The 19,323-nt window shown below is 72.7% G+C and carries 17 protein-coding genes; 9 read left to right on the top strand and 8 right to left on the bottom strand.

What is annotated here, in order from left to right:
- Positions 1 to 39: 39 nt before the first annotated feature.
- Both ACFYNS_RS01555 and phzG read left to right on the top strand, forming a co-directional pair.
- Complete coding sequence (locus tag ACFYNS_RS01555) at positions 40 to 927, top strand: PhzF family phenazine biosynthesis protein (protein WP_360298092.1); 888 nt, start codon at positions 40 to 42, stop codon at positions 925 to 927.
- A gap of 73 nt (positions 928 to 1,000) precedes the next feature.
- Positions 1,001 to 1,645, top strand: coding sequence for a phenazine biosynthesis FMN-dependent oxidase PhzG (gene phzG / locus ACFYNS_RS01550; protein WP_388600021.1), 645 nt, complete (start codon positions 1,001 to 1,003; stop codon positions 1,643 to 1,645).
- Between the two features lie 606 nt (positions 1,646 to 2,251).
- On the opposite strand, the gene ACFYNS_RS01545 is transcribed toward phzG, so the two are convergent.
- A complete protein-coding gene (locus ACFYNS_RS01545) occupies positions 2,252 to 3,862 on the bottom strand; it encodes a DHA2 family efflux MFS transporter permease subunit (RefSeq protein ID WP_388600020.1) in 1,611 nt (536 codons plus the stop codon).
- Positions 3,863 to 4,135: 273 nt separating this feature from the next.
- On the opposite strand from ACFYNS_RS01545, the gene ACFYNS_RS01540 reads away from it, so the two are divergent.
- Positions 4,136 to 5,041, top strand: a complete 906-nt coding sequence (locus tag ACFYNS_RS01540) for a phosphatidylinositol-specific phospholipase C (RefSeq protein ID WP_360298084.1) — start codon at positions 4,136 to 4,138, stop codon at positions 5,039 to 5,041.
- Between the two features lie 72 nt (positions 5,042 to 5,113).
- Here the strand turns inward: ACFYNS_RS01540 and ACFYNS_RS01535 are convergent, their stop codons facing one another.
- The 4 genes from ACFYNS_RS01535 to ACFYNS_RS01520 all read right to left on the bottom strand — a co-directional run bounded on the left by ACFYNS_RS01535 (position 5,114) and on the right by ACFYNS_RS01520 (position 9,969).
- Positions 5,114 to 6,556 (bottom strand): GH1 family beta-glucosidase, encoded by a 1,443-nt coding sequence (locus ACFYNS_RS01535; RefSeq protein ID WP_388600017.1) that lies wholly within the window; start codon positions 6,554 to 6,556, stop codon positions 5,114 to 5,116.
- 201 nt (positions 6,557 to 6,757) lie between these two features.
- Complete coding sequence (locus tag ACFYNS_RS01530) at positions 6,758 to 7,654, bottom strand: carbohydrate ABC transporter permease (protein WP_388600015.1); 897 nt, start codon at positions 7,652 to 7,654, stop codon at positions 6,758 to 6,760.
- Between the two features lie 10 nt (positions 7,655 to 7,664).
- The gene (locus ACFYNS_RS01525) at positions 7,665 to 8,660 is read right to left on the bottom strand and encodes a sugar ABC transporter permease (RefSeq protein ID WP_360298075.1); all 996 of its coding nucleotides are present in this window, start codon (positions 8,658 to 8,660) and stop codon (positions 7,665 to 7,667) included.
- Entirely contained in the window at positions 8,641 to 9,969 is a 1,329-nt protein-coding gene (locus ACFYNS_RS01520; RefSeq protein ID WP_360298072.1) for an extracellular solute-binding protein, read from the bottom strand. The genes ACFYNS_RS01525 and ACFYNS_RS01520 overlap by 20 nt, the downstream gene beginning before the upstream one ends.
- Before the next feature lie 273 nt (positions 9,970 to 10,242).
- Here ACFYNS_RS01520 and ACFYNS_RS01515 point away from each other — a divergent pair, with 273 nt between their 5' ends.
- The 3 genes from ACFYNS_RS01515 (at position 10,243) to ACFYNS_RS01505 (ending at position 13,273) form a co-directional block, all read left to right on the top strand.
- Positions 10,243 to 11,358, top strand: a complete 1,116-nt coding sequence (locus tag ACFYNS_RS01515; protein WP_360298070.1) for a LacI family DNA-binding transcriptional regulator — start codon at positions 10,243 to 10,245, stop codon at positions 11,356 to 11,358.
- Positions 11,359 to 11,473: 115 nt separating this feature from the next.
- Positions 11,474 to 12,088, top strand: coding sequence for a suppressor of fused domain protein (locus tag ACFYNS_RS01510; RefSeq protein WP_388600012.1), 615 nt, complete (start codon positions 11,474 to 11,476; stop codon positions 12,086 to 12,088).
- 207 nt (positions 12,089 to 12,295) lie between these two features.
- On the top strand, positions 12,296 to 13,273 hold the full coding sequence (locus ACFYNS_RS01505) for a DUF5996 family protein (protein ID WP_388600009.1): 978 nt from the start codon (positions 12,296 to 12,298) through the stop codon (positions 13,271 to 13,273).
- Between the two features lie 314 nt (positions 13,274 to 13,587).
- Here ACFYNS_RS01505 and ACFYNS_RS01500 read toward each other — a convergent pair whose 3' ends face one another.
- The 3 genes from ACFYNS_RS01500 to ACFYNS_RS01490 form a co-directional block, all read right to left on the bottom strand.
- The gene (locus ACFYNS_RS01500) at positions 13,588 to 13,893 is read right to left on the bottom strand and encodes a hypothetical protein (RefSeq protein WP_388600006.1); all 306 of its coding nucleotides are present in this window, start codon (positions 13,891 to 13,893) and stop codon (positions 13,588 to 13,590) included.
- A gap of 273 nt (positions 13,894 to 14,166) precedes the next feature.
- The gene (locus ACFYNS_RS01495) at positions 14,167 to 14,361 is read right to left on the bottom strand and encodes a DUF1059 domain-containing protein (RefSeq protein ID WP_360300843.1); all 195 of its coding nucleotides are present in this window, start codon (positions 14,359 to 14,361) and stop codon (positions 14,167 to 14,169) included.
- Positions 14,362 to 14,506: 145 nt separating this feature from the next.
- A complete protein-coding gene (locus ACFYNS_RS01490; protein ID WP_388600004.1) occupies positions 14,507 to 15,229 on the bottom strand; it encodes a spermidine synthase in 723 nt (240 codons plus the stop codon).
- Positions 15,230 to 15,682: 453 nt separating this feature from the next.
- Here ACFYNS_RS01490 and ACFYNS_RS01485 point away from each other — a divergent pair, with 453 nt between their 5' ends.
- The 3 genes from ACFYNS_RS01485 (at position 15,683) to ACFYNS_RS01475 (ending at position 19,165) form a co-directional block, all read left to right on the top strand.
- Positions 15,683 to 17,182 carry a SulP family inorganic anion transporter gene (locus ACFYNS_RS01485; RefSeq protein WP_388600282.1) on the top strand — a complete coding sequence of 500 codons (1,500 nt, stop codon included), beginning with the start codon at positions 15,683 to 15,685 and terminating at the stop codon, positions 17,180 to 17,182.
- 89 nt (positions 17,183 to 17,271) lie between these two features.
- The gene (locus tag ACFYNS_RS01480; RefSeq protein ID WP_388600001.1) at positions 17,272 to 18,078 is read left to right on the top strand and encodes an SGNH/GDSL hydrolase family protein; all 807 of its coding nucleotides are present in this window, start codon (positions 17,272 to 17,274) and stop codon (positions 18,076 to 18,078) included.
- 169 nt (positions 18,079 to 18,247) lie between these two features.
- Positions 18,248 to 19,165, top strand: a complete 918-nt coding sequence (locus ACFYNS_RS01475; RefSeq protein ID WP_360300861.1) for an NADP-dependent oxidoreductase — start codon at positions 18,248 to 18,250, stop codon at positions 19,163 to 19,165.
- Positions 19,166 to 19,323 lie beyond the last annotated feature (158 nt).

Raw genomic sequence — 19,323 nt, 5'->3', positions numbered from 1 at the left:
CCCGCGCCACTCCTCTTCGCCCACCACTCGGAGGCCCCGATGCACACGTACGTCGTCGTGGACGCGTTCGCCCACCGGCCGCTGCTCGGCAACCCCGTGGCCGTGTTCTTCGGCAGCGACGATCTCTCCCCCCGCACGATGCAGCGCATCGCGCGGGAGATGAACCTGTCGGAGACCACCTTCGTGCTCCGGCCCCGGCACGGCGGCGACGCCCGGATCCGGATCTTCACCCCGGTCAACGAGCTGCCTTTCGCCGGACACCCGCTGCTGGGCACAGCCATCGCCCTGGGCGCCCGCGGTCCCGGGGACCGGCTGCGGCTGGAGACGGCCATGGGGGTCGTCCCGTTCGACCTCACAAGGGAGCAGGGCAGGGTGGTCGCCGCCCGGATGCGGCAACCGGTCCCGACCTGGCGCCCCTTCGAGCGTGCCGGAGAGCTGCTGGCCGCACTCGGCGTGGAGAAGTCCACACTGCCCGTGGAGATCTACCACAACGGCCCCCGGCACGTCTTCGTCGGTCTGGAGAGCGTCGCCGCGCTGTCCGCCCTCCACCCCGACCACCGCGCCCTGGCCGGTTTCGAGGACCTGGCCGCCAACTGCTTCGCCCCCGCGCCGGACACGGAGAAGAGGACTCCGGCGCCGGACGAGGAGGGCGCGAGTTCCTGGCGCACCCGGATGTTCTCGCCCGCCTACGGCGTCACCGAGGACGCCGCCACCGGGTCCGCCGCCGGCCCGTTGGCCGTCCATCTGGCCCGGCACGGCATGGCCCCGTACGGCCGGCGGATCCGGATCACCCAGGGCGTCGAAATGGGCCGCCCCTCGCTGATGCTGGCCCGGGCCGAGGAGCCGGCGGAGTCCGCCGGCTCCCCCGAGTCGGTGGAAGTGGGCGGCGCCGGGGTGCTGGTGGCGGAGGGCAGCCTCCATGTATGACCGCGGCGCGGAGACAGCCCGCCCCGACGACATCCGCGCGACGACCGCGCGGCGGACACGGAAGAGGAACCGCATGGACACCGGCCGGTCGGAGACCCTGACCGCGGGAATCGACGTCACCTTTCCCGAGTACCTCTCGCCGCCCGCCGAGCCGCTGGGGCTTCTGCGCGGCTGGCTGGAGTCCGCGGAGGCGCACGGCGTACGCGAACCGCGGGCCCTGGCGCTGGCCACCGCCGACGCCCGGGGCCGCTCCTCGCTGCGGACCGTCGTCCTGAACCGGGTGACCGCCACCGGTGTCGTCGTCGCCACCCACGAGGGCAGCCGCAAGGGCCGCGAACTCCGGGCCAACCCCTGGGCCTCCGGCCTGCTGTACTGGCGTGAGACCGGACAGCAGATCAGCCTGGCGGGCCCCGTCCGCAGGCTCCCCGATCCCGAGTGCGACGCCCTGTGGGCCGCCCGCCCCGTGTTCACCCACGCCATGACCGTCTCCTCCCGGCAGAGCGAGCCGCTCGGTGATCCGACGGACGTGGCGCGGCTGCGGGCCCGTGCCGAGACGGTCGGCAGCCAGGGCCCCCAACCGCGCCCCGCCGCCTACGTCGGCTTCGAAATCGCTTGCGAATCCGTCGAGTTCTGGGCCAACGGCACCCAGCGGCTGCACGAGAGGCTGCGCTACGACCGTACTGCGGACGGCTGGAGCGCGGTCCGTCTGCAGCCGTGACGGCGCGGGGCCGTGCCGGGGACGGTGCGTGGTCCCCGGCAGCGTCCCGCGGGGGCAGCCGGGGGCCGCGCCGCCCGGGGCGAGTCCGGAGGCGGACGCCGGCGGCCAGGGCGGCGGCAGCGGCCGCCACCCGTGCGCGACCGGCCGGGTGCCGGGGCAGTCGCCGTCGAACAGCACGCGCGTGGCGTCGGTCGCCCGCGGCCGCCGGGCCGCAGGCCGTCCGGCGGCCCGGCGAACCACGAGGGGCCGCCGCCCGGTGCCCGTACCGGAATCGCCCGGGCCAGCGCCCGGGCCAGCGCCCGGGCGAGTGCGCGCCGCGCCGGGTTGGTCGACAGGGTCTCGTCGCGAGGGTGTACCCGGTTGGTGAGCAGCGGAGTGGCCCCCGGCTGTAGGGGTCGCGCTCGTCGCGAGCGGCCATCTGTCCGTGGCCGGGTACGGGATCGCCGGCGCCCGCCTGCGTGCAGACCCCGGGGCGGAGAAGTCGCGGTGAGCCGACGGCGGTTCACGAGGCCGCCCAGGCTTGTCCCGACGGCCGGGCAGTCCCCGGTGGAGTCGGCTGCGGGAGCCGACGAGACGGACGCCGCGGTGGCGTCGGCCGGCCCTGGCCTAGGACGGTGCCGAGCCCGACGGCCCCGGTCCGGGAGGGGGGCCGCTCCGCTCTGTCGAAGACGGGGACGGGGAGGGGGCCGGCCGGAGCGGCGTGCCCGCCAGCGGGCACTCGTACGGGCAGGGCTCCGCCGCAGGTGCGGGGTGCGGCTCCCCGGCGGCAGCCTCAGGCGCCGCCGGGGGCGCCAGCACGTCGCTGCGGATCGTGAGGAAGGCCAGGAGTCCTCCGGCAGCCGCGAGCGCCGCGGTGATCAGCATGGCCGTGCGGAAGCCGTCCGCGAAGGCGCGCGGGTCCTGGAAGTCGCTGCCGCCGATACCGGCGACGACGGGAAGGGCGGCGACGGCCGTGAGCTGGGCGACCCGGGAGACGGCGTTGTTCACGCCCGAGGCCACCCCGGATTGCTCGGAAGGGGCCGCGGCCAGCGCCGTCGCGGTGACCGGCGCGACCGTGGTGGCCAGTCCGAAGCCGAAGACCAGCACGGCCGGCAGCACGTAGGCCGCATAGCTGCCCACCCCGCCCTCGCCCACCGGGATGCGCAGCATCAGCAGCATTCCCGCGGCCAGCAGCAGCGGGCCCACGGTCAGCGGCACCCGCGGGCCGATGCGCTGGGCCAGCGCTCCGGCCCGCGAGGAGAGCGCCAGCATCAGCAGCGTCACCGGGAGGGAGGCCGCTCCGGCGTACAGCGGGGTGTAGCCCAGCGAGGTCTGCAGGAACACGACGAGGAGGAAGAAGACCCCGCCCAGCGCCGCGTACACCACGAACGTCACGGCGTTCGCGCTGAGGAACTGGCGTGCGGTGAAGACCCCCGGAGGGAGCATCGGGCTCGGCGCGCGGCGTTCGGTCCTGGCGAAGCCGCCGAGCGCGGCGACGCCGAGGACGAGGGCGGTCGCCGTCAGCCAGCCGGCCGCCTGGCCGCGCGGTCCCTCGATCAGCGCATAGGTGACCCCGGCCAGCCCGACCGTGGCCAGCGCGGCGCCGCGCAGGTCCAGCCGTCCGGTCGCACCGGGATCGCGGCTCTCGGGGACCCGGTGGACGGTGGCCGCCAGGACGAACAGCCCGATCGGCACGTTGATCAGGAAGATCCACCGCCAGGAGAAGGCGTCGATCAGATAGCCCCCGACGATCGGCCCGAGCGCCGAGGCAACCCCGGTGAGCGCGGACCAGGCGCCGATTGCCACGGGGCGGTCGGCGGTGCGGTAGGTCGACTGGATGATGGCCAGGCTGCCGGGCGTGAGCAGTGCCGCGCCGACACCCTGCAGCGCCCTGGCGACGATGAGGACCCCGGCGGTGGACGCCACCGCGCACAGCACGGAGGGGACGACGAAGCAGACCACGCCGAGGGTGAAGACGCGCCTGCGCCCGTAGCGGTCCGCGAGGGACCCCCCGAGCAGGATGAGCGCGGCGAGCGTGAGCAGATAACTGTCGAGTACCCACTGGAGATCCGACACACCGGCACCGAGGTCCCGCCCGATCACGGGCAGCGCCACGTTGACGACGGTGGCGTCGAGGAAGCCCATGGCCGAGCCCAGGACGGTCGCCACGAGCACCCACCGGCCGGTTGCCGACCGGAAGGGGACGGTGCCGGGTGCGGTGTCCTGGTGCGCCTCCATGGTCCCTCTCCCGACTCGCTGTCCCCGCCTGCCGTCCCGGTGATCGTACGGCGGGTGGTGGCGGTTCCCGGTCAGGCGCCCCGGCGGTGGCCGATCGCGCGGCGCGTCCGGCGGGCCGGTGGCCGCGTGCACCCCGACTGCCTGTCGTGATGTCCTGGACCCGTCACAGAGGCGCCGGTGAACGGTCACCACTCCCCAACGCCCTTCCGCCATCCCGCGCGCTCGACCATGATGTGCGCGGACATCGACGCGGACCGACGGGGGAGTTCGGACATGGACAGGCGGGGATTTCTCAGGGGCGCGGCCGTACTGCCGGCGGCCGGGGTGCTGGCCTCCGCGGCCGGCGGCGTCGCCGTGGCGCGCAGCGGGGCGCGGGCGCGCTCCCGGCGGCGGCCCGCCCCGCAGGACTGGATGGCGCCACTGGCGGACACCACTCCGTTGCGCTCGCTGACCATCCCCGGCAGCCACGACTCGGGAGCGCGGTACGGCGGCGCCTGGGTGGAGTGCCAGGACACGCCGATCGGGCGGCAGTTGGCAGCCGGCATCCGCTTCCTGGACGTGCGCTGCCGGGCCGTCGACGGGGTGTTCGCCGTCCACCACGGCGCCTTCTACCAGCATCTGATGTTCGGTGACGTGCTCATCGCCTGCCGCGACTTCCTCGCCGCGCACCCCGGCGAGACGGTCCTGATGCGGGTGAAGCAGGAGTACTCGTCGGTCGGCGACGAGGAGTTCCGCCGGATCTTCGACGTGTACCTGGACGAGAAGGGATGGCGCTCCCTCCTGCGGCTCGACAGCACGCCGCCCACCCTGGGCGAGGCGCGCGGCAAGGTCGTGGTCCTCGCCGACAACGGAGGTCTGCCCGGCCTCCGCTGGGCCGACCCGGAGCTCTTCGACGTCCAGGACGACTACCAGGCCGAGCCGTTCGCCAAGTGGGACAGGATCACCGACCAGTTCCGCCAGGCGGCGGACGAACCCGGCCCCTGGTACGTCAACTTCACGAGCACCGCCGCCGGGCTGCCGCCCGCCTGGAACGCGGACCGGCTCAACCCGCAGGTGCGGACGTTCCTCGACGGCTCCGGAATGGCCGGGCGTACCGGTCTCGGCATCATTCCGATGGACTTTCCGCAGTCCGAGCCGGGGCTCCTCGAAGCCGTCCTCGCACACAACCCGACGAGCTGAGCCCGGCCCCGCCGGGAGCGGCGGCCGCAGGCCGGCGCTCCCCGCGGACGGGGGCCGCCGCACGGGTGCGGGTCACTCCGGCGGCAGCTCCCCCGAGCGGGCCACCCGCGCGTACCAGGCGGCGCTGGACCTGGGGGTGCGGCGCTGCGTCGGGTAGTCGACGTGTACGAGTCCGAAGCGCTTGTCGTAGCCCCAGGCCCACTCGAAGTTGTCCAGCAGCGACCAGGTGAAGTAGCCCCGCACATCGGCGCCCTCCTCGACGGCCCGGTGCACGGCCCGCAGATGGCGCCGGAGATAGCTGAGCCGCTCCGGGTCGTGGAACCGGCCCTCGGCGTCCGGCGCGTCGGGGTAGCAGGCCCCGTTCTCGGTCACGTACAGCGGTGTCCCGGGCGCCTCCCGGTGGAAGCGGAGCAGCAACTCGGTCAGACCGCCGGGGTCGATGCTCCAGCCCATCGCCGTCCGGCTGCCCGGCGGCTGGTGGAAGGCGACCCGGTCGGCGCCCGGCCAGGGGGAGTGCGCGCTGCCGCCGTGCCCGTCGTCGCGCTCGGGTTCGGTGCCGACCGGGGCGGCGGAGACGACGGTCGGCGTGTAGTAGTTCACGCAGATCCCGTCGAGCGGCTGGTGGGCGAGGGCCGGGTCGCCGTCCCGGACGAAGGACCAGTCGGTGAGCTGCGCCGTGTCCTCCAGCAGGTCCGTGTCGTACCTGCCGTGCAGCATCGGCCCGGTGAAGACGCGGGTGGCCAGCGCGTCGATGCGGCGGGCCGCGTCGCGGTCGGCCGGGGTGCCGGTACGCGGGCGCACGGCCGCCGGGTTCAGGCTCACACTGACCTGCGCGCGGTCGGGGAGGGCCGCGCGCAGCGCCTGGACGGCCAGCCCGTGCCCGAGGTTGAGGTGGTGCGCCGCCCGCAGCGCGTCGACCGGGTCGGTACGGCCGGGCGCGTGCACCCCGGAACCGTAGCCGAGGAACGCGCTGCACCACGGCTCGTTGAGCGTGGTCCACATCTCCACCCGGTCGCCGAGCGCCTCGGCGACCAGGCCCGCGTACTCCGCGAAGCGGTAGGCGGTCTCCCGGGCCGGCCAGCCGCCCTCGTCCTCCACCTCCTGCGGCAGATCCCAGTGGTAGAGGGTGAGCAGCGGGGTGATGCCCGCGCCGAGGAGTTCGTCGGCCAGCGCCCGGTAGAAGTCGAGCCCGCGCTGCGCCGCGGGGCCGCGCCCGGTGGGCTGGACCCGCGGCCAGGAAACGGAGAACCGGTAGGCGCCCAGGCCCAGTTCGGCCATCAGTGCCACGTCCTCCGGGTAGCGGTGGTAGTGGTCGCAGGCCACGTCCCCGGTGTCGCCGCCGGCCACCCTGCCGGGGGTGTGGGAGTAGGTGTCCCAGATGGACGGGGTCCGTCCGCCCTCCCGCACGGCGCCTTCGATCTGGTACGCGGAGGTGGCGGCGCCCCACAGGAAGCCGCTCGGGAAGCGGAGCGGGGCGGTGGTCTCCGCCGCGGAATCGGCCTGCACGGATGTCATGGAGCGCTCCCGGGGTTGCGGGCACGACTGTGCCCTGACTCGTGGTGGTGCGGGGTGGTTCGGGGTGGTGGGCGGGGGGGGGGGGGGGGGGGGGGGGGGGGGGGGGGGGGGGGGGCGGGGGGGCCCCCCCCCCCCCCCCCCCCCCCCCACGGCTCCGGTCCGTGCGGTCGGGTCCCACGGCCCGTCGCGCACGGTCTCGGGTCAGCCTTTGACGGCCCCCTGCATGACGCCGCCGACGATCTGCTTGCCGAACACGGTGAAGGCGAGCAGCAGCGGCAGGGTCCCCAGCAGGGCGCCGGCCATGATGACCGACTCGTCGGGGATGTATCCGCGCCCCAGGCCGGTCAGGGCGACCTGCACGGTGGGGTTGTCCTGGGTCAGCGCGATGATCGGCCAGAAGAACTCGTTCCAGGCCAGTACGAAGGTCAGCATCCCCAGTACGGCCATCGCCGGCCGGGCCACGGGGAAGACCACGTGCCACACGACGCGCAGGCTGTGCGCACCGTCCACGCGTGCGGCCTCGATCAGCTCCGTCGGCAGCGCGTTGACGAGGTACTGGCGCATGAAGAAGACGCCGAAGGCGTTGACCATCATCGGCAGGATCACCGCCTGGAGCTGGTTGGTCCACTCCAGTTCGGCGATCGCCATGAACAGCGGCACCACGCTGAGCTGCGGCGGCACCATCATCGTGCCGATCACCGTCATCAGCAGCGCGTTCTTCGCGCGGAAGCGGAGCTTGGCGAAGGCGTATCCGGCCAGCGTGGCGAACACGACCGTGCTCAGGGCGATGCTGCCGGCCACGAAGGTGGTGTTCAGCAGCGCCTTGCCCATGTTCGCGTCCTGCCACGCCGTGGCCATGTTGCTGAACAGGTTGCCGCCGAACCAGAACGGCGGCGGCGTCTCGGCCAGCCGCTGGTTGTTCCGGGAGGCGGCGATCGCCGTCCAGATCAGCGGGAAGAGCGAACCGGCGGTGAAGAGCAGCAGGATGCCGTAGGTCAGCCGTCCCGCGTGCAGGTGCCGTCCGGCACTGCCTGCCTTGCGGGGGGCCGCCCCGGTGCCCGCTCCGCGGGCGCGGCGCCGGGCCGTCGTCGGCAGCATGTCCATCCCTTCACTTGCCGGTGCTGTTGAGGCGTCGCGCGATCAGCCAGTTGACCAGGCCGATCACGATGAGGAGCAGGAACATCGTCCAGGCGATGGCGGAGGCCCGGCCCAGCTGGAAGTCGAACCAGCCCTGCTCGTAGAGGTAGAGCCCCAGCGTCTGGTACTGGTGCGAACCGCCGCCGGTCTGCGAGCCGCCGAACAGCAGCGGTTCCCCGAACAGCTGGGTGGCGCCGATGGTGGAGACGACCACCGTGAACAGGATCGTCGGTCGCAGCGCGGGGATCGTGACGTGCAGGAACTGCTGCCAGCGGTTGGCTCCGTCCAGCGCCGCGGACTCGTACAGGTCGTCCGGGACGGCCTGCATGGCGGCCAGGTAGATCAGCGCGTTGTAGCCCGTCCACCGCCACACGACGATGGAGGAGACGGCCAGTTGGGAGGTCCAGGTGCCGTTCTCCCAGTCGATGTGCTCGATGCCGAGCAGTCCGAGACCCCAGTTGATCATCCCGTAGTCGCGGCCGAAGAGCATCGTGAACACCAGCGTCGCGGCGGCCACCGAGGTGGCGTAGGGCGTGAGCATCGCGACGCGGAAGAAGGTGGACCCGCGCAGCCGGTAGTTGAGCAGGTGGGCCAGGCCCAGGGCCATCAGCAGCTGCGGCACGGTGGACAGGACGCCGATGGTCAGGGTGTTGCGCAGCGCGTTCCAGAAGAAGTCGTCCTCCAGCAGCCTGGAGAAGTTGTGCAGCCCGACCCACTCCATCCGGGTCGGGTCGTGCAGCGAGACCTTGTGCAGCGAGGCCCAGCCCGTGTACAGCAGCGGGAAGAGGCCGAACGCTGCGAAGAACACGAAGAACGGCGCGACGAACGCGTAGGGGCTGAACCGGGCGTCCCACCGGTGGCGCCGCCGGCCGCGGCGCTCCTGGGAGCGCTCGCGGCCGCCGTCCGCCGGGACGGGGCGCCCGGCCTCCCGCACGCGGGGGAGCGGCTCAGTCCTCGACGACGTCATCGATCTTCTTCACCGCGGCGTCCCAGCCCTCTTGGGGCTTCTTGCCCTGCTGCTCCACCTGGAGGATGCCGATGTCGGAGATCGTCGTCTTGATCACCTGGTCCTTCGGCCCGAGCGGAGTGGTGGGGATGCCCTCGGCGGCCTCGGAGAAGATGCTCCCGATGGGCGCGTCGTCGAAGTACGGGTGCTCGGCGTCCTTGACCTCGGGCAGCGCGTAGGCCGCCTGCGAGCTGGGGAAGCTGGCTTGCTTCTCGAACAGCTTGGCCTGCTGCTCGGGTGCGGTCAGCCACGTGGCCAGCTCGACGGCCTCCTTGCGGTGCTTGCCGCCCTTGGGGACGGTCAGGAACGAGCCGCCCCAGTTCGCGGGCCTGGGCGCCGCGGCCACGTCCCACTTGCCCGCACCCTTGTCCCCGGCCTTCTCCTTGATGTAGCCGAGCATCCAGGGCGGGCAGACCACACTGGCGAAGTCCCCGTTGGCGTAGCCCTGGTCCCACTCCTTGTCGAACTGCTTGAGCTTGCCGGTCATGTCGCCCTTGATCGCGCGCATGGCCAGGTCCCAGGACTCCCGGACGCCCTCGCTCTTCTTGTAGACCAGCTTGCCGTCGGCGCTGTAGTACTTGACCGGATAGCTGGAGACCGCGCCGTTGTAGAGGCCGGCTGCGCCGTCCATGAAGGCGGTGCCCTTCGGCGCGGACTTCATGTACTTCTCACCGGCGTCGACGTACTTCGACCAGTCGCCCTGCCACAGCTTGCCCACCTCCTCACGGTCGGTGGGCAGTCCGGCCTTCCCGAACAGGTCCTTGCGGTAGCAGACGCCCATCGGGCCGATGTCCGTGCCCAGGCCCACGACCTGGCCGCTGTCGGCCTTGGCCTGGTTCCACTTCCAGTCGAGCCAGTCGGACTTGCGTACCCCCTCGACCTTCGCCATGTCGACGAGCTTGTCCGCGTGCAGCCCGGCGACCTCGTTGATGTTGTCGACCTCGACGGCCTGGATGTCGCTCAGTCCGCTGTTGGCCGACAGGTGGTTGAGCAGGGCCGGGTAGTAGTCCTCGTTCCGCTCGGTGGAGTTCTCCTTGATCCGGATGTCCGGGTGGAGCTTCTCGTACTCGTCGTAGAGGCCGGCCTGCTTGTAGCCGAAGACTCCGAACACCCCGACCGACAGGGTGGTCCTGCCGTCCTCGCCGCCGGAGCCGCCGCTGTCCTGGGCACACCCGGTCAGCGCGCCCGCCCCCAGTACGGCCGCCAGGCCGCAGGCGAGGGGCCCGCTGCGCAGCGGTCGCCCCGTGGTTCTCTTCCTGGTCGTACGCATGGCTGTGCCGTCCCTCCCGGACCTGCGAAAGCGGGAAGCGCTGGAATGGGAGCGCTCCCATCAGTGCGTTGCAGCATGTGGGAGGAACAGAGCCGCGTCAAGGGATCGGACAAGGGAGCGCTCCCGGAGCCGGGAGCGGGCGGATGTAGTTGAATGGGCCCGACACGTGGGGTCGGCCCCACGGGTGGCGGCCCGTCGCACGGCGGCACGGCGGTCGCCCACCAGGTGGTGGACCGGGCACCCGCAGGGCCCGGGAACAAGGAGGACGCGTCCATGCCAGCAGCCCGCGCGGACGGCACCGGGAAATCCGGGCCGACCCTGGAACAGGTCGCCGCGCGTGCGGGCGTGGGGCGGGGAACCGCCTCCCGGGTCATCAACGGCTCCCCCCGGGTCAGCGAACGCACCCGCAACGCGGTCAATGCCGCCGTGGCGGAACTGGGCTACGTCCCCAACCGCGCCGCGCGGGCACTGGCGGCCGGGAGCATGGACGCCATCGCCCTCGTCGTCCCGGAGCAGGAGAACCGCCTGTTCGCCGAGCCCTACTTCTCCGAGATCCTGCGCGGGGTCAGCGCCGAGCTCGGCGACACGGACATGCAGCTTCTGCTGACCCTCATCCGCGACCAGCGCGGACGCGAGCGCTTCGCCCAGTACGCCGCGGCGCACCGGGTGGACGGCGTCCTGCTGGTGTCCGTGCACGGCGACGATCCGCTGCCCGACCTGCTGCGGGAGGTCGGCATGCCCGCGGTGCTCAGCGGCCGCCGCTCCCATGCCGAGCAGCTGCCCTACGTGGACTCCGACAACCTCCTCGGCGCCCAGCTCGCCGTCGAGCACCTGATCGGCCGCGGGCGGCGGAAGGTCGCCACCGTCACCGGGCCGCCGGACATCTACGGGGCCCGCTGCCGCCTGGCCGGCTACCACGCGGCGCTCCGCGCGGCCGGACGGGAGAGCGCCCCGCCGCCGGACGCGGAGGACGGCGGCCTCCGCGCGGACGGCCCCCTGGTCGTGCAGGGCGACTTCACGGAGGAGGGCGGGCACCGCGCCATGCGGGAACTGCTCGCCCGGGACCCGGAGGTGGACGCGGTCTTCTGCGCCTCGGACGTGATGGCTGCCGGAGCCCGGCTGGCGCTGCGCGAAGCCGGCCGGGAGGTTCCCGGGGACGTGGCCCTGGTCGGGTTCGACGACTCGGCCGTGGCACGGCACATGGATCCGCCGCTGACCACCGTGCGGCAGCCCATCGAGGAGATGGGGCGCGCCATGGTCCGGATGCTGCTGGACCTGATGGCGCGCGCCCAGCAGGACCCGCCGCGCACCGCGCCCGGAGCTGCCGGTGCCGAGCAGCAGCCCCGCCTGGTGCTCCCCACCGAGCTGGTCCGGCGCCGCTCCTCCTGAACTTCCGCCGTGGTGGCCGGTGTCCGGCCACCACGGCACGGCCGGCCCGGGCGAGCCGTTCACCGAGCGGCGTGACGCGTACCGGTGTCCGGAGCGGACCGGTAGGCTCGCGGTCGTGCCGGCGCCACCGATACTTCGCGACGTCTTCCACGCTCTGCGCGACGAGTTGGGCGTGGAGGACGACGGCGTCACCTTCGACGACGGCCCGCAGCCCCTGCAGCGCCTCGACGTCCTGCTCTACCGTGCGGGAGACCCGGCCGCGACGACGGCCCTGGCCACGGTCGGTATGTCGGCCCACCCCATGCCGCCGCGGGGCAAAGGGCCGGGCGGCCGCGCCGAACTGCGGCTCTTCCGGCGCGGGCCGCTGGAGCGGGATGCCGAACAGCGCCTGGCCATGCGGCTCGCGAACCTGGCCGCCTACCCGTGGACGCGCGGCCAACCGCTCGGCTGGGGCGAGCTGATCGGCTTCGAGGACGAGATCCCCGCCTTCCCCGGCTGCCGCAGTGTCTTCCTGGCCGGCCCCTGGGCGCGGGAACAGCGTGCCGCCTTGGAGACCCGCGTGGAGCCGGTGCGCCTCATCAACGCCGTGCCGATCAGCCCGGCCGAACACGCACAGGCGCGCACCACCCGCCCCGAGACGTTCTTCAGCGGCCTGCTCGACAGCCGCGACATCTTCGCACCGCCGGGAGCCGGCCATCCGTCTCCGGCCCCCGGCGCCGGACAGGGCTGACCCCCCGGGGAGTTCGGCGGCCCGCGAGGTTCGCGCACGCTCGCGGGACGGGCCCGGCGGGCGGCCCGTCCCGCCCCGTCACCGAGGCGTCACACGGTGTTGTGGCGTGCCGACGGCCCGCGCGGCGGCGTCCGGTCCCCGAGTTGTGGGCCCGCCGGACCGGACCCACCATCGGTGGAGAACGCCGAATCCGGCGAGGAGGTGGCGATGACAGAGCTGACGACGCCGCACAGCCGTGGGGCGTGGCCCCGGCTCCGGGTGGCGGACTGGACCGGGACGCGGGACACCCTCCATATGTGGACCCAGATCATCGGCAAGATCCGGCTCGCCCACGCCCCCCTGGTCAACCACTGGTGGCAGGTGACGCTCTATGTCACCCCGAGCGGGCTCACGACCTCGACGATCCCGCACGGCACCGGAGCGTTCGACATCGAATTCGACTTTCCCGACCACTCGCTGCGGATCCGCACCAGCGACGGAGCCGTCCGCCGGGTGCGCCTGGAGGCCAAACCCGTCGCGCAGTTCTACGAGGAGACGATGCGGGCCCTGCACGAGGTGGGAGTCCGCACGCCGATCCAGCCCTGGCCCAACGAGGTGGAGCAGGCGATCCCGTTCCCCGAGGACACTGTGCACGCCTCCTACGACCCCGAGGCCGCCCAGCTCTTCTGGCGCCAGCTCCTCCAGGCGCAGCGCGTCCTGGGGCAGTTCCGCTCGCGCTTCGTTGGCAAGGTCAGCCCCGTGCACTTCTTCTGGGGCGCCATGGACCTGGCCTGCACCCGGTTCTCGGGCCGCCCGGCCCCGCCCCATCCGGGCGGCGCGCCGCACTGCGGGGACTGGGTGATGCTGGAGGGCTACTCACGGGAGTTGAGCAGCTGCGGCTTCTGGCCGGGCGGCGGAGAGGAAGGGGCGTTCTACGCCTACGCCTATCCGGAGCCGGACGGCTTCCGGGACCATCCCGTGCTTCCCGGCGGTGCCTTCTACAGTGAGCAGAACGGCCAGTTCCTGCTCCCGTACGAGGTGGTCCGCACCGACCCCGAGCCCGACCGGGTGCTGACCGACTTCCTGCAGACCACCTACGAGGCGGCGGCCGTGCACGGAGCCTGGAACCGCGCCGAACTCGAGGACGATCCGCACCGCTGGGACGCGCAGGAGCGGTCGTTGTCCATGGAAGGACGGTCCGGCTGACCTGCCGTCCCGGTACGGCCCCGCCGCTCCCGTCCGGCGCGGAGGAACCGCCAGGTGCCCCCGCGCCGGACGGGTTCCACCGGACGCGGTCCCACGGCGCTGCGTGCTTCGCCCCGGGTCAGCGGCGACAGACTCGGGCGACCGGCTCGCCTTCCGTGGGACCCCGTTCGGGCGCTGACTGTCGGCGCGGTTCTGGTCGCCGCGGGCATCCGCGCCCGCAACCGCAGCCGATCGAAGTGCGTCGGGCCGGTGCGGCAGGGGTTGGGGTTCGGGCAGCACGTACGACGGCTGCCACGTACGACGGCCGCGGGGGATCAGCCGACGCGCGGAGGCTCCCCGCCGGGGTCCGCGTCGGACGACTGCGGTGCGTCGGCTCCGTGGAACTCCGGGTCGATGGCGTTGGCCGCGCCGAGTGCGGTGAGGATCCAGGCGTCTTCCCGCGTCCGGAGCCGTGCCGCCTCTCGGTGCGCCAGCGCGGCCTCCAGCTCGTCCAGCGCGGTGTCCAGCCTGGCGCTGTCCTTGCCGGCCGACGCGTCGCGAACGCGCTGCCGAGCCTCCTGCACACCCGCGTCGGCGTCCGCGTACAGGGTGTCGAGCTCGGATTGTTTCGGGTCAGACATATGTCCAGCGTACGCGCCGTCGTTCGGGGCCGACGCGCGGCCACGGCTGACGCCGTCCGCACCGCCGCACTTCGCCCGATCGCGCCGCCGTGCCGGTGCGAGGTGTCCCGCTGGGCGGAACTCGCTGCAGCCGGCCGGCTTCGGGACGGAGGGCGTGACATCTTCCGTGACCGCCTGGCTCTGCCGGGTGCCCCGGCGGGCGGTGCACGCAAGCGCTTCCTCCCCGGGGCCCGGCGAATGGGCCCCGCCGAAGGGTTGTGCGGGAGCGGGCGATCAGGCCGCTTGCGGCGTCCTCTCGTCCTTGAGCATCTTGCGCACCTCTTCGCGCAGCTCCGGGGTGTCGGTGTGGTCGTGGACGGAAGCCGCGTGCTCGGCCGCTGCCCGGACCACCTCGTCCTCCTCCCCGGCGATGGTGAGGGTGCAGTTCGACTCGCTCGGGTAATCCCTGCAGTCCGCAACCTTGCGCATCACAGGCACCTTCCTTTTCCTTCGATCCGGGTGCCGGATACCTCTCGTCTCCAGCCTCGCGCGGCGGGCCGCGGCAGGCAAACCCCCTCGGTACCGAGTGGCCGCGGGCAACCGCCCGCCCCGCGGAGGCGACCGGGGCGGTGCGTCATGGCTGCGGAGTACGTGCCGTGTAGACGGTGTTGGCCGACGTGCCGCCCACCACCGGGTTGTCGAACCGCACGGTGTGTGCCTCGGCGCCTTCGAAGACCTCGTCTAGGGCGGAGAGGAACCGCTCGTCCGGCGGGTCGTCGGACCACAGCGCGAACACCCCGCCGGGGTGCAGGTGGCGGGCCAGCCGACGCAGTCCGGCGGGCTCGTACAGTGCCGCGTTGCCGGGCCGCAGCACATGCCGCGGGGAGTGGTCGATGTCCAGCAGGACGGCGTGGAAGCGCCGGTGCGCGGAGTCGGGGTCGAAACTCTGCGGGTTCTCCGCGAGGGCGAAGAAGTCGCCGTGCACCAGGCGGCACCGGGTGTCCTGTACCAGCCGGGCGCCGGCCGGTACCAGTCCCCGCTCATGCCATCCGATCACTGCTTCGAGTGCCTCGACCACCAGGAGTGAGCGCACCCGCGGATCCTGGGACGCGGCTTCGGCCGTCCAGCCCAGGCCGAGTCCGCCCACGACGACGTCCAGCTCGTGCCCGGGCACCGCGGCCAGGCCGAGCCGGGCGAGTGCGACCTCTCCTTCGGTGAAGAGACTGGACATGAGGAAGTCGTCATCGAGCTTGACCTCGTACACGTCCGCTCCGGAGGACGGGTCACGGCGGCGCCGCAGGCTGATCTCCCCCAGGTCCGTCGGCTGCCAGTCGAGCTCTTCGAATCGCGCGCTCATCGGGCCAACCTATCCCCCTACGGAGGGCGGATCGAGATCATCCGGCGCACTGGGATAGGATGTACGGGCGCGCGGAGCGCCGCCGCAGAGCCCGAGACCGACCACAAAGGCCGTGGGCGGTGAGGACACCGCAGACTTCCGGGCCGCCGACCGGCGGCCCGATCGACCGGTGACGGTACGGGAAGCCGTCTCCGTCATCATCGAAGTACCTCCCGAATCGCCTCCGGTGCAGCAGGCCCGAGCTTCGGCCCTCAGCCCTCCCGGGGGCGCTGTGCTGTGCGGAACGCGCGCGGTGCAGCAGGCCGCGCGGGACCGCGCGGAGAGACCGACTCGACGGGGCACGGGGCCTCCCGCCGTGCGCCCTTCCCGCATCGGAGTCGACCACGCACGTACGACGCGTACGGCCCGGCCGTGCGCCTGAACGGAAACGGATGCATGTCCGCTGAAACTCCCATGGCCACCGGGCCGCGCCCGTCCCTGCCGCGGATCCGCCGACCCGACTTCCTCGAATCGCCGAAGGTGCTGCGTACCGAGGTGCTGGCCGGACTGGTCGTCGCGCTGGCGCTGATCCCGGAGGCGATCTCCTTCTCGATCATCGCCGGGGTCGATCCCAGTGTCGGCCTCTACGCGGCCTGCACGATGGCCGTCGTCATCAGTTTCGTCGGCGGCCGCAAGGCGATGATCTCCGCGGCCACCGGCGCGGTCGCGCTCGTGGTCGCCCCGCTCAACCACCAGTACGGGCTGGGTTATCTCGTCGCCGCCGTCATCCTCGGCGGGGTCTTCCAGGTGATCCTGGGCTCACTCGGGGTCGCGAAGCTGATGCGCTTCGTGCCGCGGAGTGTCATGGTCGGGTTCGTCAACGCGCTGGCGATCATGATCTTCATGGCGCAGGTGCCGGAGATGACCGGGGTGCCCTGGGGGGTCTACCCGCTGATCGCCGCCGGTCTGGCCATGATGGTGCTCTTCCCGAAGATCACCAAGGTGGTCCCGGCCCCGCTGGTCGCGATCGTCATCCTCACGGTCGTGACCCTCGCCGCCGGGATCGCCGTGCCCACGGTCGGGGACAAGGGAGAGCTGCCCTCCGCGCTGCCCGTGCCCGGTCTGCCCGACGTGCCCTTCACCCTGCACACGCTGACCGTCATCGCGCCGTACGCGCTGGCCCTGGCGCTGGTGGGGCTGATGGAGTCGCTGATGACGGCCAAGCTGGTGGACGACATCACCGACACCCACTCCAACAAGTCCCGCGAGTCGGTGGGCCAGGGCGTCGCCAACATCGTCACGGGGTTCTTCGGCGGGATGGGCGGCTGCGCCATGATCGGCCAGACGATGATCAACGTGAAGGCGTCGGGGGCCCGGACCCGGCTGTCCACCTTCCTTGCCGGAGCCTTCCTGCTCGTGCTGTGCCTGGTCTTCGGGCCGATCGTCTCGGACATCCCGATGGCCGCACTGGTGGCGGTGATGGTCCTGGTCGCGGTCGGCACCTTCGACTGGCACTCCGTGCTGCCGGGGACGCTCAAGCGGATGCCGGTCGCGGAGACCGTGGTCATGGTGGTGACCGTGATCGTGGTGATCGCCACCCACAATCTGGCCATCGGCGTGGTGGTCGGCTCGGTCGTGGCCATGATCGCCTTCGCGCGGCGCGTCGCCCACCTGGTCAACGTCTCCGGTGTGACGGACCCCGACGGGACGCAGGCGGTGTACTCGGTCACCGGAGAGCTCTTCTTCGCCTCCTCCAACGACCTCGTCTACCAGTTCGACTACAAGAACGACCCCGACGACATCGTCATCGACCTCTCCGGGGCGCACATCTGGGACGCCTCCTCGGTCGCCGCACTGGACGGGATACAGACCAAGTACGCCGGCTACGGCAAGAAGGTCACCATCACCGGGCTGAACGAGCACAGCGCCGACATGCACGAGCGCCTCGCCGGGCAGCTCACCGAGGCCCACTGAGCGGCGCCGGGCGCCCCGCCCCGCGGCGGGCGCCCGGCGACCGGACCCCGCTTGTGCACGCACCCATCCGTCCTGATGAAATGCATATCGTGACAGGTGCGGCAGGAAAGTGGTCATCGGATACGGCACCCCCTATCACCTCCTACACGGCGATCGGGGACAGTTTCACCGAAGGGGTCGGCGACCCGGGGAGCGACGGGGTCTTCGTCGGCTGGGCCGACCGGCTGGCGGTGCTCCTGGCCGAACGGGACCCGAGCGCCTTCCGCTACGCCAACCTGGCCGTACGCGGCCGGCTGCTCGACCAGATCGTCGCCGAGCAGGTGCCCCGAGCCGCGGAACTCGCCCCTGATCTGGTGACGTTCTGCGCGGGAGGGAACGACGTCCTGCGTCCCGGCTCCGACCCGGACGCCCTCGCCGCCCGGTACGAGTCCGCGCTGGCCGACCTCCTCCCGCGCGTCGGCACCGTGGTGGTCTGCACGGGCTTCGACACCCGCGAGTTCCCCCTGCTGCGCCATCTGCGCGGCAGGATCGCGACGTACAACGGCCATCTGCGTGCGGTCGCGGACCGGCACGGCTGCCCGGTGCTCGACCTGTGGTCGCTGCGGGCCGTCCAGGACCGCAGGGCCTGGGACGAGGACCGCCTGCACCTCTCCCCCGAGGGGCACCGGCGGGTCGCCGCGCGGTGTGCCGAAGTGCTGGGCCTCCCTCCGTCCACCGGCTCCGACGCGCCCTGGCCGGAGACCGGGGCGGCGCCCGGCTCGCGGCGGGACGACCTCTACTGGGCCCGGCAGTACCTGTTGCCGTGGATCGGGCGCCGGCTGCGCGGCGAGTCCTCCGGCGATCATGTCCAGGCCAAGCGGCCCGACCTGCTCCCACTGCACACCTCGGACCGCTAGCCCGCGTCCGGTGCGGCGGGGGAGCGACGGGTGTGCGGAGCAGCGCGCCGGGTCAGAAGTGGAGTACGGGACACCGGGGTACTCCTGTGTTCCGGTACTCCCCGTACCCACCGGGAACGAGCGAAAGGGAGCGGTGACCATGACCAACGGCGACTCCGACGCCGAGACGATGCACGCGATGACCTACGACCGGTTCGGCGGCCCGGAGGTGCTGTCCGCGACCCGGCAGCCGCTGCCCAAGGTCGGACCGGGGGAGGTGCTGGTCCGGGTGCGCTGCGCGGCGGTCAACCCCGTGGACTGGAAGATCATGGCGGGCGGCCTCCAGGGCATGATGGACACCGTCTTCCCCGTCGTACCGGGCTGGGACGTGGCGGGCGTCGTCGAGCGGGTCGGCATCGACGCGCCCGAGTTCTCCGTCGGCGACGAGGTGATGGCCTACGCCCGCAAGGACTACGTGCACGGCGGCACGTTCGCCGAGTTCGTCTCCGTGCCGGTGCGGTGCCTGGCCCGCCGCCCGAGCACGCTGTCCTGGCAGCAGGCGGCGGGCCTGCCGCTGGCCGGGCTCACGGCGTACCAGGCACTCACCCGGCTCGGCACCCGCGAGGGCGAGACGGTGCTGATCCACAACGCGGCCGGGGGAGTGGGTTCGCTCGGGGTGCAGATCGCCCTCGCGCTCGGCGCCCGCGTCATCGGCACGGCCTCTCCCGCCAACCACGACCGGCTGCGTGCGCTCGGCGCCGAGCCGGTCGCCTACGGCGACGGACTCACCGAGCGGATCAGGGCCGTCGCGCCGGAAGGCGCCGACGTGGTCGCCGACTTCGTCGGCGGGGTCCTGGACACCACGCTGGAAGTCCTGGCCGACGGCGGCAGGCACGCCTCCATCGCGGACAACACGGTGCTGGAGAAGGGCGGCCAGTGGATGTGGGTACGCCCCAGCGGCGACGACCTGACGGTCCTGGCCGGATGGGCCGACGAGGGCCGGCTGTCGGTGCGGGTGGCCGACGTGTTCCCGCTCGCCCGGCTGGCCGACGCGTTCGAGCTCAGCCGCTCGGGCCATGTGCACGGGAAAATCATCGTGACGCCGTGACGTCGTGACATCTCCTTCCGGCGGCGCCGCCGGTGGGCAGGTGCCTCCTCCCGGGCTGCCTGTCACCCGGGGCCGCCGGTGTTCCCGGCGGGCCCGGCCGGGCCCGACTGCGGCAGGGACAGCGGCGCCCGGCCGCGTCCGCACCTCCGACCCGCTCG

The organism is Streptomyces sp. NPDC006925 (genome assembly GCF_042869575.1).
Classification (GTDB): domain Bacteria; phylum Actinomycetota; class Actinomycetes; order Streptomycetales; family Streptomycetaceae; genus Streptomyces.
This window is presented reverse-complemented; position numbering and strand designations above follow the sequence as displayed.

What these genes read in the sequence shown, in the direction of transcription:
- ACFYNS_RS01555 (WP_360298092.1), top strand. Translation starts at nt 40, where the DNA reads ATGCACACGTACGTCGTCGTGGACGCGTTCGCCCACCGGCCGCTGCTC.
- phzG (WP_388600021.1), top strand. Translation starts at nt 1,001, where the DNA reads ATGGACACCGGCCGGTCGGAGACCCTGACCGCGGGAATCGACGTCACC.
- ACFYNS_RS01545 (WP_388600020.1), bottom strand. Translation starts at nt 3,862, where the DNA reads ATGGAGGCGCACCAGGACACCGCACCCGGCACCGTCCCCTTCCGGTCG.
- ACFYNS_RS01540 (WP_360298084.1), top strand. Translation starts at nt 4,136, where the DNA reads ATGGACAGGCGGGGATTTCTCAGGGGCGCGGCCGTACTGCCGGCGGCC.
- ACFYNS_RS01535 (WP_388600017.1), bottom strand. Translation starts at nt 6,556, where the DNA reads ATGACATCCGTGCAGGCCGATTCCGCGGCGGAGACCACCGCCCCGCTC.
- ACFYNS_RS01530 (WP_388600015.1), bottom strand. Translation starts at nt 7,654, where the DNA reads ATGCTGCCGACGACGGCCCGGCGCCGCGCCCGCGGAGCGGGCACCGGG.
- ACFYNS_RS01525 (WP_360298075.1), bottom strand. Translation starts at nt 8,660, where the DNA reads ATGACGTCGTCGAGGACTGAGCCGCTCCCCCGCGTGCGGGAGGCCGGG.
- ACFYNS_RS01520 (WP_360298072.1), bottom strand. Translation starts at nt 9,969, where the DNA reads ATGCGTACGACCAGGAAGAGAACCACGGGGCGACCGCTGCGCAGCGGG.
- ACFYNS_RS01515 (WP_360298070.1), top strand. Translation starts at nt 10,243, where the DNA reads ATGCCAGCAGCCCGCGCGGACGGCACCGGGAAATCCGGGCCGACCCTG.
- ACFYNS_RS01505 (WP_388600009.1), top strand. Translation starts at nt 12,296, where the DNA reads ATGACAGAGCTGACGACGCCGCACAGCCGTGGGGCGTGGCCCCGGCTC.
- ACFYNS_RS01500 (WP_388600006.1), bottom strand. Translation starts at nt 13,893, where the DNA reads ATGTCTGACCCGAAACAATCCGAGCTCGACACCCTGTACGCGGACGCC.
- ACFYNS_RS01495 (WP_360300843.1), bottom strand. Translation starts at nt 14,361, where the DNA reads ATGCGCAAGGTTGCGGACTGCAGGGATTACCCGAGCGAGTCGAACTGC.
- ACFYNS_RS01490 (WP_388600004.1), bottom strand. Translation starts at nt 15,229, where the DNA reads ATGAGCGCGCGATTCGAAGAGCTCGACTGGCAGCCGACGGACCTGGGG.
- ACFYNS_RS01485 (WP_388600282.1), top strand. Translation starts at nt 15,683, where the DNA reads ATGGCCACCGGGCCGCGCCCGTCCCTGCCGCGGATCCGCCGACCCGAC.
- ACFYNS_RS01475 (WP_360300861.1), top strand. Translation starts at nt 18,248, where the DNA reads ATGCACGCGATGACCTACGACCGGTTCGGCGGCCCGGAGGTGCTGTCC.